Origin of the sequence: Gluconobacter sp. DsW_056, from assembly GCF_002153595.1 — a bacterium.
Lineage (GTDB): Bacteria > Pseudomonadota > Alphaproteobacteria > Acetobacterales > Acetobacteraceae > Gluconobacter > Gluconobacter albidus.
Genome location: NZ_JOPF01000010.1, coordinates 320,455 through 332,888, shown reverse-complemented (window position 1 = coordinate 332,888; position 12,434 = coordinate 320,455). Strand labels below are relative to the sequence as shown.

Below are 12,434 nucleotides of genomic sequence, written 5' to 3'. Positions count from 1 at the left end.
TAAAATGGCGAGAAGCACCGATATGGACGAGGTGCCGACCCCGATCGGGCGGGCTCCGGCATTTCTGGGGATGCTGGATCAGGTCTCCCGTCTGGCGCCCCTGCGGCGTCCGGTTCTGGTGATCGGAGAGCGCGGGACCGGCAAGGAACTGGTGGCGGCGCGTCTGGCCCTGCTGTCGGACCGGTGGGACCGGCCGCTGGTGAAGCTCAACTGCGCGGCCCTGCCCGAGGCGCTTCTGGACAGCGAACTGTTCGGCCATGAAGCGGGGGCCTTCACCGGCGCGCAGAAGCGGCGTCTGTCGCGCTTTGAGCGGGCGGACGGGGGCACGATGTTTCTGGATGAGATCGGCACCGCGTCTCAGGCCGTGCAGGAAAAACTGCTGCGGGTGATTGAATACGGCAGCTTCGAGCGTGTGGGTGGCAGCGAGACCATCCGGGTGGATGTGCGGCTGATCGGTGCGACCAATGCGGATCTGCCCGCCATGGCGCGGGAGGGGCGGTTTCGGGCGGATCTGCTGGACCGGCTGGCCTTTGATGTTGTGAACATTCCGCCGCTGCGGGCGCGCCCGGAAGATATTTCCCTTCTGGCCGGGCATTTCGCCACCCGCATGAGCGCGGAGCTGGGGCGGAAGGTGTTCGCGGGGTTCACGGAGCGGGCGCTGGAGCGGTTGCAGGCCTATGACTGGCCCGGCAACGTCCGCGAGTTGCGCAATGTGGTGGAACGCAGCGTTTACAGGATGGACCGGCCGGAAAAGGCGCTGGACGAGATCGTGCTGGACCCGTTCGTTGTGCCGGACTGGAAGGACGCGCAGGTTCAGCGAATGGTGACGGCGGCGCCCCCGGCTGCTCCGGCTGGGGGAGATGCGCTGGCATTCCCGCGCGATTTCGAGGCGGATGTCAGAATGCATGAGCGCAGTCTGCTGGAGGCTGCGTTGCGCGAGGCGCAGTTCAGCCAGCGGCGCGCGGCGGAACTGCTTGGTCTGACCTACTACCAGTTCCGCCATCATCTGCGGCTGCATGGTCTGGCCGACAAGGAGGCGCGGAAGGCGCTTGGCGTGAAGGAGTGAGGGCGTGTCCATGAAACCCTCTGATGCATGAACCGTGCCAGATGAAGCGCGTGAGCGGATTTTGAGGGAGGGGATAGGTTTTCTCATTTTTGAAAATGGCGTTCAGGGCCACTTAGTGTGATTTCGAGCCATTTTTTATGATGAATGATTAAGACGAAACAAAAAAGTTATATCAAACAAAATAGTTTATTTTTGGATGATGTGCGCCTATGTCTCTGGGCAGGCCGCCTGAGCGGTCGGACTGATCTGGACACAGGCAGGTGCGGCACATGTCTCTTTCACGGACGGAACTGGATCATCTTCGGCAGATCCCGGAAGACCGGATCTTGCAGGAGACGCTGACGCTGCTGCGGGGGCGGGTTGCTGTTGTGTCGTCTTTCGGGGCGGAGTCGGCGGTTCTGCTGGATCTGGTGGCGCAGGTCGATCCGTCTGTTCCTGTGTTTTTTCTGGATACGAAGCGGCATTTTCCTGAGACGCTGGAGTATCGCGATCGTCTGGTGCGAAGTCTGGGCCTGTCTGATGTGCGGACCCTCTCGCCCACGCTTAAAGCGTTGCATGACCGTGATCCGCAGGACCAGTTGGCTGCGTTCGACCCGGATGCATGCTGTGCGTTGCGCAAGGTTGAGCCGCTGGATCTGGTGCTGCCGGAATTCGATGTCTGGATTACGGGGCGCAAGCGCAGCCAGTCCGCAACGCGCACGGCGTTGCCGATTCTGGACCCGCAGCCTGATGGCAGCGTGAAGCTCAACCCGCTGGCGGGATGGGGCCCGGCGCAGATCGAGGCGCAGATGCAGCGCCGGGATCTGCCGCGGCATCCACTGGTTGCAAAAGGTTACACCTCGATCGGTTGTGCTCCATGCACAAGGGCGGTCAAGGATGGTGAAGATGGACGGGCGGGCCGGTGGGCCGGTCTGGCCAAGACGGAATGTGGCATTCACAGGCCGGCATGACTACGGAGCGGATAATGACGCAGACACCGATCCTGTCCCGGGATCAGTCCACCACCCCAGGGGCTGCTGCCTCTCAGGCCCCTTCTTTGGCTCCTTCTTTGGCACAGCCGCGTATCATGGATGATCTGGACCAGCTTGAGGCCCAGAGCATTTTCATCCTGCGCGAGGCCTATCGCAAGCTGAAGCCCCTGTCCCTGCTGTGGTCTCTGGGCAAGGACAGCAACGTGATGGTGTGGCTGGCGCGCAAGGCGTTCATGGGGCGCGTGCCGTTCCCGGTCATGCATGTTGATACCGAGAAGAAATTCCCGGAAATGTATGCGTTCCGCGACGAATATACGAAGAAATGGGATCTCGACCTGCTGCTGGGCTACTGCCCGCCGGTTGAGGAAATCGACCCGTCGCTTCCCCCTGCCGCCCGGTCTGCCGCGCGCAAGACGGCCGGTCTGGCCGCGATGATCGAGAAGCACAAGCTGCGTGGCGTCATTGCGGGTATTCGTCGTGACGAACAGGCGACGCGGGCGAAGGAACGCGTGTTCAGCCCGCGCGGTGCCGGGCATCGCTGGGACGTGCGTAACCAGCCGCCCGAGTTCTGGGACCAGTATGCGACGCCGTATGAAGACGGCATGCACATCCGCGTCCATCCGCTGCTGTCCTGGCGGGAGATCGACATCTGGCGCTACATCGAGCGCGAGAACATCCCGCTGGTGGATCTGTATTTCGCAAAGGACGGCAAGCGGTACCGCTCGCTGGGCGATCAGGACATCACCAGTCCGATCGAGAGCAATGCGTCCACCGTGGCGGAAGTGATTGCCGAACTGGAAACCAGCCGCACCTCCGAACGTGCTGGGCGTGCGATGGATCATGAATCCGAGGACGTGTTCGAGCGTCTGCGTGTGGCGGGGTATCTGTGACAATGGGCGACAATATCGTGACCGGACATTATTCCGAGACCCATCGTGCTGCTGCGACGCCCATCGTCATTGTCGGGCATGTCGATCATGGCAAATCCTCGCTGATCGGGCGTCTGCTGTATGACACCGACAGTCTTCAGGACGGCAAGCTGGCGCAGATCGTCGAGAGCAGCCGCAAGCGTGGGCTGGCGGTGGAGTGGAGCTTCCTGCTCGATTCCCTTCAGATCGAGCGTGACCAGGGCGTGACGGTTGATTCCACGCGGATTCCGTTCCGTCTGGGATCGCGGGAATTCGTGATCGTCGATGCGCCAGGCCATCGCCAGTTCCTGCGCAACATGATTACCGGGGCCGCCGATGCCGAGGCTGCCGTGCTGGTTGTCGATGCCAAGGAAGGCGCGCAGGAGCAAACGCGGCGTCATGCGATGCTGCTGCGTCTGATCGGCATTCGTCATGTGATCGTGCTGCTCAACAAGTCCGACCTGTTGGAATTCGACGAAGCGAAGATCGTCAAGGTCGAGTCCGACGTGCGTCAGCTTCTGGGCCGTCTGGAAATCGAGGTTGAGGCTGTTGTTCCGGCCTCCGCCCGCGACGGTGACAACATCGCCAGCCGTTCCGAGCGTTCGCTCTGGTACAAGGGGCCGACGCTGGTGGAGGCGCTGGCCAATGTGCCGCCCCCGGCTTCGCGTGCGGCACTGCCGTTCCGGATGCCGGTGCAGGATGTCTATCGTTTTGATGGCGTGCGCTATGTGGCGGGGCGGATCGAGCGCGGCACGGTGCGGGCGGGCGACCGTCTGGCCATCGGGGCGCAGGGGCAGGTTGCGACTGTGGCGGAAGTCTGCCGCTGGCACGCGCCGGAACTTCCGGTTGCGGGTGCGGGCGAGTCCATCGCGCTGCGTCTGGAGCCGGATCTGGTTCCGGATCGGGGCGATCTGCTGTTCCCGGCGGATGACAAGGCTGGGGCGCCTGAGCGTTCGGCCCGGATTCGCACGCGTCTGTTCTGGCTGCGGGGTGAACCGCTGCGGGTGGGCGAGAGCTTTACGCTGCGTCTGACGACGGCCGAGCATGACGTGACGGTGGCGTCCATCGACGCCGTGGTCGATCTGGAAGACCTGACCCTGCGTGAGGGCGACAGCGTGCCGCCGGACGGGTTTGCGGAAATCACGCTGGCTGCTTCCCATGCCGTGCTGTTCGATCCGTTTGCGCCGGGCTTTGGTGACGGACGTGGTGTTCTGGTGGATCGTTACCAGCGCATCGTTGGTGGCGCGCCGCTGATTGGTCCGGCTGAACTGGCGGACGGCGAACATGCCATTCATCCGACGGCCAGCCGTGTGTCTGCGGCCCGTCAGGTCCAGACGCGGGGCCACAAGAGCGGTGTGTTCTGGCTGACGGGGCTGCCGGGGTCTGGCAAGAGCACGGTGGCACGGGCGGCAGAGCTGGCGCTTTCGGAACAGGTGATCAACGCGACCGTTCTGGATGGGGACACGCTGCGGGCCGGGCTGTGCAGCGATCTTGGGTTCTCGCCGGAAGACCGCCGGGAAAATATCCGTCGTGCGGCGCATGTGGCGAAAATTCTGGCCGAAAGCGGGCAGGTCGTGATCGTGGCGCTGGTGTCTCCGCTTGAGGCGGACCGGGCGCAGGCGCGGCAGATCGTGGGCGAGAACTTCCATGAAGTCTTCGTCGATACACCGCTTGAGACCTGCGAAAAACGGGACCCCAAGGGACTGTATGCGGCGGCGCGTTCGGGGAAAATCCCGGAGTTTACGGGTGTTTCTGCTCCTTACGAGGCGCCGGTGTCGCCGGAGCTGCGTCTGGCCGCGGATCGCCCGGAGCACGATGCCGTCAACACCCTGACGGCGTTCATCCTGCGGATTGTACAGCCGTAAGGCGCCGTTTCCTGCGGACGTGACATCAGGCCCCCTTTCCATCCGGGAAGGGGGTTTTTTCATGCGTGGGGCAGGAGGCGTGGACACGAAAAATTTCACGCAAAAAACGAAAACCATCACTTTTGTGATGTTACTTCCTCGAGATGGAGCGTTAAAGAGGACGGATTGGCTACACAATAACGGTCTGCGGCTTCGCGGCGGAAGGTTTTATGATGCAGGGCAGGAACGGGTCCATGAGGTTGAGCGGAAATGCTCTGACAAATTTCATTGCGACGATTTCGGCAACGGGCGGGCTGCTGTTCGGGTATGATACCGGCATCATTTCCTCAGCGCTGCTCCAGCTTCGCAACGAGTTTCACCTTGATACGCTTGGTGCGGAAGTTGTGACGTCGGCCATTATTCTGGGTGCTCTGATCGGGTGTCTGGTGGCGGGTGGTATTTCCGACCGGCTCGGGCGCCGGCGGACGGTGATGATTGCGGCGGCGCTCTTCCTTGTGGGAACGATCATTGTGGCCTCGGCCCACAGCGTGGCTGTTCTGATCATTGCGCGCCTTATTCTGGGGCTGGCGATTGGCGGTGCGTCGCAGATCGTGCCGATCTATATTGCTGAAATCTCTCCTCCCGAGCGTCGTGGTCGCCTTGTCGTGGGCTTTCAGCTTGCGGTGGTGTCCGGTGTGACGATTTCCTTCATCACCGGCTATCTCCTGCGGGATTCGAGCTGGCGTCTGATGTTCGGGATCGGGATGCTTCCTGCGCTGATCCTGTTTCTGGGCATGGCGTTTCTGCCCAACAGTCCGCGCTGGCTGGCTCTGAATGGTCAGCCCGAAGAGGCACGGATGGTGTTGCGGCGCGTGCGGGCAACTGACGAGATTGCGGACCGTGAACTGGACGGTATTCTTGAGAACCATGATGTGCAGGCTCCCTGGTCCGAGCTGGCAAAGCCGTGGGTGCGGCCTGCGCTGATGGCTTCGGTGGGCATTGCGCTGCTGTGCCAGTTCACGGGCATCAATGCCGTCATGTATTACGCGCCGACCATTTTTGCCGATGCGGGTTTTGGTCAGGATTCGGCGCTGCTGACATCCGTGGCCGTGGGTGTGGGCATGGTGTTTGCGACGGTGTTTGGCGGCTGGGCCGTTGATAACTGGGGACGGCGCACGCTGCTGCTGCGTCTGCTGCCGGGAGCTGTGGTGGCGCTGGTCGTTCTGGGGACGGCGTTTGCGATGCATCTGACGGGTGGTGTCGGGGCATGGATCACGGTGGCTGCCGTGATGGCTTACACCATTTTCAATACGGGCAGTCTGTCGGTTGCGATCTGGCTGGTGGGCGCGGAAGTCTATCCGCTGTCGTGCCGCAGCAAGGGCATGAGCCTTGTGGCTGGTGGGCACTGGGGGGCGGATCTGGTGATTTCACTGACGACGCTCTCTCTGGTGCAGATTCTGGGAGCGGGATGGACGTTCTGGCTGTTTGCCGCCGTCAATGCCTTCGCGTTCTGGTTCGTGCTGCGCTATGTGCCCGAGACCAAGGGGCAGTCGCTTGAGGAACTCGAGCGGCGTCTGAAGAACGGGACGTTTGCGCCGGTGGATCGCGCGGCGGCCCGGGCTGAAGCTCAGGCCCGCTAAGGCAGGTTCCTAAGGCCGTTCCTTCAGGGACGGCCGATGGACTGGTAACTGAATCCGGCCTCGCGCATGAGGTCGGGACTCCAGATATTCCGCAGATCCGCGATGGCGTTGCCGCGCATCGCGTCACGCAGGCGGAGGGGGTCGAGCGCGCGGAACATGTTCCATTCCGTCAGGACGACCACGACATCGGCGTCCTGCGCGGCTGACAGGGCGTCTTCGCAGTAGCGCACGCCATCCGGCAGGAGCGGGCGGGCGGCATCCATGCCTTCGGGGTCGAAGACCTGAAGGGTTGCCCCCGCGTCGTGCAGGCGGCCGAGGATGGGCAGGGACGCGGCTTCGCGCATGTCGTCCGTATCGGGTTTGAAGGTCAGCCCGAGAATGCCGACCGTTTTGCCTTCAAGGGTTCCGCCCGCCTGTGTGATGATGCGCTCGGCCATCCCGGTCTTGCGGGCTTCGTTGATCGCGACCGTGGCTTCTACCAGTTGTGTGGGGGCGCCGGCATCTTGGGCGATGGCGGTCAGGGCGCGGGTGTCCTTGGGGAAGCAGGAGCCGCCATAGCCTGGTCCGGGGCTGAGGAAGCGGCTGCCGATCCGCTGGTCGAGGCCCATGCCGCGGGCGACGTCATGGATGTTGCCACCAACTTTTTCGCACAGATCGGCCATTTCGTTGATGAAGGTGACTTTCATCGCGAGGAAGGCGTTGGCGGCGTATTTGGTCAGTTCCGCCGTTTCCAGATCCGTCAGGACGATCGGGGCCTGAATGGCCGTGAGTGGTCGGTAGAGCTGTTCGATCAGGCTCTGCGCGCGGCTGCCGCCATCCGGGCCGGAGCGGTCGATGCCGACGATGACGCGGTCCGGGCGCATGAAATCGTCGATCGCGTTGCCTTCGCGCAGGAATTCGGGGTTCGAGGCCACGTCGAAGGTCAGGTCCGGGCGGGTCTGGCGCAGGATGCGGGCGACTTCGCGACCCGTGCCGACGGGGACGGTCGATTTGGTGACGACCAGAAGGTCCGTCCGGGCGGCGCGCGCGATTTCTTCGGCGGCCGCATAGACATAGGTCAGATCGGCGTGGCCGTCGCCGCGTCGGGTAGGGGTGCCGACCGCGATGAACACGGCATCGGCGTTGCTCATGGCCGCGCCGAGGTCGTCTCCGAAGGTCAGGCGGCCGGAGGCGACGTTGCTGCTGACGAGGGCGTCCAGTCCGGGTTCGTAGATGGGGATGCGCCCGTCATGGAGGGCCGCGAGCTTTTTCGGGTCCCGCTCCACGATGGCGACGTCCGCTCCGAACTCGGCGAAGCAGGCGCCCGAGACGAGACCGACATATCCGCCACCGACCATTGCAATACGCATCTCTGGACCCTCTCCTTTACGGTCCGACGTGCATAGCCGGGGGCAGGATGGGGTGCAAATCCCGGGGACCCACCGCCTAGCGCGTGGGGCGGGCACAGGCGTTTGAGGCCGCGAAACCCTGAAGGGCGGGGGGGAGGTTCGTGACCGCGTTGGAGTCCGCGAGCATGTCGCGTCCGACTTTCGACCATTTGGCGAGGGAGAGGGTCGGGGCGTCGAAGGGGCCGCTGACGCGCACCGGTACATCGAGCGCGAAGAAGCTCGTTGAGAAGGGGCGGCTGGCGAAGACGAGATCGAACCATTTGCGGCGGAGGTCGAAATTCGCCTTGGCGGCGATCGTCCCGGCACCTGTTCGCAGGCGGAGCGGAATGACGGTGCCGATGCCCTGATGCATCTGAAGGACACCGAGCAGGCAGGTGATGGGGGTCACACCCTTGGCGTGCCGGAACAGCAGGCGCAGGTCCATTGAGGCGGCCTCGACGATTTCCTTTGCGATTTCGCCTTTTTCCATACTGACGGCGGCGGTCATGTCGGCGCGGCTGATGGCTTCGTTGAGGGTATGGACGTTCTTGGAGCTGGCGGTGATGCGGAAGTTCAGGCTGCCCTTGACCGGAACGGGGGCCAGACCGGCCACGCGGCGCAGGCGGTCGATGTCGCCATGTGTCAGGGCGACGTCGGCAGAGACGCGGGAGGATGTGCCGTCCGCTTCGATCCGGCCATCGGCACTGAGCGACGCGCCGATATAGTCCAGCCGCAGGAGGGGAATTTCGATCCGGTTGGGTGTCTGGGCGCTCTGGATCCTGAGATTTGAGAAATCGAGGGTGTTGTAGATCAGCTGGCGGGCGGTCAGCTCGAAATGGACCAGCGGGTCCGGATCGGGAGGCGTGATGAGCAGAAGGTCAGCGTGGAGCGTAGAGGGGCCTTTTTTGCTGCCCTTTGCGCCGGATGGGGCGAGAATGGGCATCAGGCCGTTGATGTCGAGGCGTCCGAAGCCGGTTTTGGCCGTGACGTCATCGGCTTTGCCGTGGCTGCCTTCGATCAGGGTGAAGTCGCCGCTTTCCATCGTGCTGGTCTGGATGGTGCCGTGCGCTTTGGTGAAGTGCCAGTCATCGCCGGAATGGCTGAAATCGCCGGACAGGGTCAGTTTGACGGGGGCGTGGTCGCCTTTGATCCCGGCGACGCTGAACAGGGTGTCGGAGGTGGGCGTGGTGACAGTGGTGTGGCCTTCCACGCCTTCGAAATTCACCGGGTCCGTCAGGGTGCCCGTGAAGTCCGAGGTCATGTCGCCGGAGGTGACATGGGCCGTGGTGGCGTAGGGGCGGGCGGGCGTTTTGCGGAGGTCGTTGATGGGCTCCATTTCCGCGGAAATGCTGACGGGGGTGTCGTTATAGGCCCCGGTTAGGGTCATGGTGAACGGGCTGCTGTCGCTCGTGGAGGCGAACGTGACCTTTTCAAGCGTGGTTCTGTAGGACGCGCCATTGGCCGAGCGGTAGGTGACGTCGCTGTCGAGGATCGTGGCGTTACGCAGGCCCGGCGCATTGCCCAGATCGGGGGGCGTGTCGGCTTTGGCCTGTTCCTCGGGGGTGAGGGGGGCGCGGGGTTCGTCCTGGTGGGGGCCGAAGCGCCAGTTGGGCAGATGGGCCGGGGTGCGCTCGAACAGGCCGGAGAACTTGGAGATGACGATATTGCGGGCTTCTGGCGGTCCCCAGATCAGGGAGGTCAGGCGGATCTGTGCGCCGAGATGGCCGAGCGTCATCATCTGCGGGCGGGTGCCGCTGGCGATGTTGGCGACGGAGATGTCGTCGGCGTCGATGGTCAGCCATGCGCCCGGATGGACGTGCAGGGCGCCGATATGGACGGTGCGGCCGAGCTTTTTCTCCAGCCGTGGCGTGGCGAAGGCGGCGAGGTCCCGGTGGTCGATCCAGATCCATCCTGCGCCGAACAGGGCCAGAAGGAGGACGGTAAGGGACAGGAGGGAAACCAGAAACCAGCGCAGCAAGAGGACAGTCTTTCAGGACGTATTCAATGAGGCCGGACAATACCGGGAAGTTCTGTAAAGGGAAACTCCACGGTACAGGCTGGAGGATACACGGAATATTTCCAAAAACTCTGCCGCAATAAAAAGACCGTGGTTTTTTGATTGAAATAAATGCCGCAGCGTTACTGGAGGGAATTGCGGAATTTTTCGACGGCGTGCAGGGCGCAGGCTTCGTCCTTGTCGCCGCCGGGTGCGCCGGAGACGCCCAGACCGCCGAGAATGGTATGGCTGGTGCTGCTGCGCAGGGTGACGCCGCCGGGGACGAACAGGACTTCGGGGATGGTGTTCAGGGCGCCGTTTGCGGGGCCGGTGACGCCTGCGGCGATCAGTTCGCTGGTTGTGTTTTTATTGAAGGCCAGACCGTAGGCATAGGCCGTGTAGGCTTTGCGGTAGGAGACGGAGAGCGATTGCAGGGGGACCGTATCGCCTTTGACGACAGCCTGTTCATGGCCGGTCGTGTCCACGACGGTGGCGGTGACGGAATAGCCCTGTGCGGCGCAGATACGGACGGCTTCGGCGGCGAGGGCGGCGGCGGTTTCCCAGTCGAGTTTCTGGCTCGTGACGATATGGGAAGGCGTTTGCGCGCGTGCGGTGGGGCTCAGAAGGGCTGCGATGAGCGCTGCTGCGGGCAGGACGGTTTTTGCGTTGGGGAGCATCAGCCGGTTCTCTCGTTGTGGAACGGGAAGCATGCTGTCTGCGGGGCGTGGGTCGCAATCGGGAATGCGGGGGTGCACGCAATGGTGTTTGCTGGGGGGTGTTGGCTGGGGGTCTCTCCCGGACCGGGGTCCGGGAGAGGGAAACGGGTCTTTTTTAGAACGCGGCCTGGATACGGGCTGCGAAGGAGTTGCCAGAGCGACCGGAAACGTTGGTGGCAGAGGCTACGCTACGAGACGTGACGAAGTGGCTGTAGTCCACCATGAAGCGGAAATGGCGGTTCGGGTACCAGTTCAGGCCGCCGGTATAGACATTCTGCATGCCGCCCCGGACGTAGCTGACGCCGTTCTGGCTTGTGATCCCGGCCGTTGCGGCATTGATGTTGCTGTTCAGGTCCAGGCCGCTGTACTGGGCCACGGCTTCGAGGGCACCCCAGTGGTTGAGCGCAGGATTGAATTCCTGATCAGCACCGACACCAGGTGCACCGAAAGCGCCTTCCTTGATGTTATACATACGGGGCTTGCCGAAAATCGTGTAGGCAGCGGCACCATACCAGCCCTGGAAGTTGAACGCGGGCAGGTTGGCCTGCGAACGCTGAACGCCAACGTGATAGTATTCACCCTTTACGAGGAGGCGGTCCCAGCGGAACCCGAGTTCCGGACCTGCTGCCCAGACCTGGGCAGCCTTGGTGATTGAGCCCGTTGCTACGAGGCTGGCTTCACCAACGTCAAATTCCGGACGCTGCCCAAAGGACGTCGTGCGGGAGCAGTAATTGGCGTTGGCTCCGGTGTTGCAGGCCAGGCGGAAGGCTGCAATCGCCGATACACCGACGTGAAGATCCACATCCTTGGTTGCGATAGGACGGCCGGCAGCGCGGAGCATTCCGCCCGTCTGGCTGTCGATTGTGGCTCCGCTGCCACCACCGTAATAGGTGGAGCTCATGTCAGAGGCGTTGCGGTGACCCCATTCCTGGCCGGTGAAGTAACCGGCAACCCACCAGCGCTTCTCGTAATGCAGGCCGCCGACCACGAAGCGGGCATCACCCGCTGCGATGTTACGGACCATATCCGTGATGCTGGGACGTTCCAGTGTCATGAAGTCGTTGGAGCTTTCGGCGTCCTCTTCCGTCACGCGGGGCTGGAAATAGCCGACCGTCAGGATGGTGTTGCGGAAGCCGGTGTAGTTCAGGTTGCCTTCATAGAGGCCGACATAGCCGTCGTTATGGTTGGCACCGAAATCAGGCGTGACGGCTGCGACCCAGTTCTTGTAGCGGAACATGAACGGAATACGCAGACGGCGCTGGTTGGTGGTGAAGCTGTTGAAAGCACCACGGGTGTCGTTGCCGCGAGGTCCGGAATTGAAGAAGCCGCCGAAGTCTTCATGATAGGCAAGGCCGATCGAGAGAGCATACGCGCCGTCCGAGGACTGGATCGTCGGGCGACCGCCCGGGAAGCCGACCTTGATGCCGCCGACGCTGACTTCTTCGTCCTGCGCGGTGGCGCGCTGGAAGTCGGCCCAGGAGGAGACGTCTGCGCGGTCTGACGGCGGACGACCATCATCGGCGCCGGGCTTGGCCGGGCGAACGCTGATCAGAGGCTGTGCGGCCGTACGCGGCTGTCCAATATAGCGTCCACGCTGGGCGTAGGGGTTGTTTTCGGCTTCTTCCCGCTGGTGGGCCAGAACGGCGCGGGCGCGCTTCACTTCTTCAGCATGTTCTTTTTTCATGCTGGTGAGCTGGGCCTGCATGGCCTGGATCTGCCGTTCCATGATCTGCATCTGGTCGGCGGCCCGGGCGTGGCCACAAAGCGGGAGGAGGGAAACCAGGGTCGTTGTGGCCAAAAGGGCCTTGGGGAGAGCCGTGGTCCGACGGAAAGAAAAAGCCATTGCTGCGGTGCGTCCTTCTGGGGAGGGCGTGTGTTCCGCAGTTCAGGTATCTGATTCGCATTTTGAAATAATGGGAAGGTTTC

General features: G+C 63.0%; 9 protein-coding genes. 5 read left to right on the top strand and 4 right to left on the bottom strand.

From position 1 onward, the window contains the following. The first annotated feature begins 4 nt into the window (after window positions 1-4). From pspF to HK22_RS11230, 5 genes are all read left to right on the top strand, one after another. The gene (gene pspF / locus HK22_RS11250) at window positions 5-1,066 is read left to right on the top strand and encodes a phage shock protein operon transcriptional activator (RefSeq protein WP_086649301.1); all 1,062 of its coding nucleotides are present in this window, start codon (window positions 5-7) and stop codon (window positions 1,064-1,066) included. A 269-nt stretch (window positions 1,067-1,335) separates the two neighbouring features. Continuing rightward, window positions 1,336-2,016 carry a phosphoadenylyl-sulfate reductase gene (locus HK22_RS11245; RefSeq protein WP_086649300.1) on the top strand — a complete coding sequence of 227 codons (681 nt, stop codon included), beginning with the start codon at window positions 1,336-1,338 and terminating at the stop codon, window positions 2,014-2,016. Window positions 2,017-2,132: 116 nt separating this feature from the next. Next, window positions 2,133-2,927, top strand: a complete 795-nt coding sequence (gene cysD / locus HK22_RS11240) for a sulfate adenylyltransferase subunit CysD (protein WP_062029272.1) — start codon at window positions 2,133-2,135, stop codon at window positions 2,925-2,927. A gap of 2 nt (window positions 2,928-2,929) precedes the next feature. After that, window positions 2,930-4,810, top strand: a complete 1,881-nt coding sequence (cysC, locus tag HK22_RS11235) for an adenylyl-sulfate kinase (protein WP_077803526.1) — start codon at window positions 2,930-2,932, stop codon at window positions 4,808-4,810. 233 nt (window positions 4,811-5,043) lie between these two features. Next, on the top strand, window positions 5,044-6,429 hold the full coding sequence (locus tag HK22_RS11230; protein WP_167369386.1) for a sugar porter family MFS transporter: 1,386 nt from the start codon (window positions 5,044-5,046) through the stop codon (window positions 6,427-6,429). Window positions 6,430-6,452: 23 nt separating this feature from the next. Here the strand turns inward: HK22_RS11230 and HK22_RS11225 are convergent, their stop codons facing one another. The 4 genes from HK22_RS11225 to HK22_RS11210 form a co-directional block, all read right to left on the bottom strand. Beyond that, window positions 6,453-7,778, bottom strand: coding sequence for a UDP-glucose/GDP-mannose dehydrogenase family protein (locus tag HK22_RS11225; protein ID WP_198945539.1), 1,326 nt, complete (start codon window positions 7,776-7,778; stop codon window positions 6,453-6,455). Window positions 7,779-7,854: 76 nt separating this feature from the next. Next, window positions 7,855-9,774 (bottom strand): AsmA-like C-terminal region-containing protein, encoded by a 1,920-nt coding sequence (locus tag HK22_RS11220; protein WP_086649299.1) that lies wholly within the window; start codon window positions 9,772-9,774, stop codon window positions 7,855-7,857. A 161-nt stretch (window positions 9,775-9,935) separates the two neighbouring features. After that, window positions 9,936-10,469 carry a heme-binding protein gene (locus HK22_RS11215; RefSeq protein ID WP_062029224.1) on the bottom strand — a complete coding sequence of 178 codons (534 nt, stop codon included), beginning with the start codon at window positions 10,467-10,469 and terminating at the stop codon, window positions 9,936-9,938. A 154-nt stretch (window positions 10,470-10,623) separates the two neighbouring features. Beyond that, window positions 10,624-12,351 (bottom strand): OprO/OprP family phosphate-selective porin, encoded by a 1,728-nt coding sequence (locus HK22_RS11210; protein WP_086649298.1) that lies wholly within the window; start codon window positions 12,349-12,351, stop codon window positions 10,624-10,626. Window positions 12,352-12,434: the final 83 nt, after the last annotated feature.

Bases quoted from the DNA above. Each gene is read 5' to 3' on its own strand.
- HK22_RS11210 (WP_086649298.1), bottom strand. From the start codon at position 12,351: ATGGCTTTTTCTTTCCGTCGGACCACGGCTCTCCCCAAGGCCCTTTTG.
- pspF (WP_086649301.1), top strand. From the start codon at position 5: ATGGCGAGAAGCACCGATATGGACGAGGTGCCGACCCCGATCGGGCGG.
- cysC (WP_077803526.1), top strand. From the start codon at position 2,930: ATGGGCGACAATATCGTGACCGGACATTATTCCGAGACCCATCGTGCT.
- HK22_RS11215 (WP_062029224.1), bottom strand. From the start codon at position 10,469: ATGCTCCCCAACGCAAAAACCGTCCTGCCCGCAGCAGCGCTCATCGCA.
- HK22_RS11225 (WP_198945539.1), bottom strand. From the start codon at position 7,778: ATGCGTATTGCAATGGTCGGTGGCGGATATGTCGGTCTCGTCTCGGGC.
- cysD (WP_062029272.1), top strand. From the start codon at position 2,133: ATGGATGATCTGGACCAGCTTGAGGCCCAGAGCATTTTCATCCTGCGC.
- HK22_RS11245 (WP_086649300.1), top strand. From the start codon at position 1,336: ATGTCTCTTTCACGGACGGAACTGGATCATCTTCGGCAGATCCCGGAA.
- HK22_RS11230 (WP_167369386.1), top strand. From the start codon at position 5,044: ATGAGGTTGAGCGGAAATGCTCTGACAAATTTCATTGCGACGATTTCG.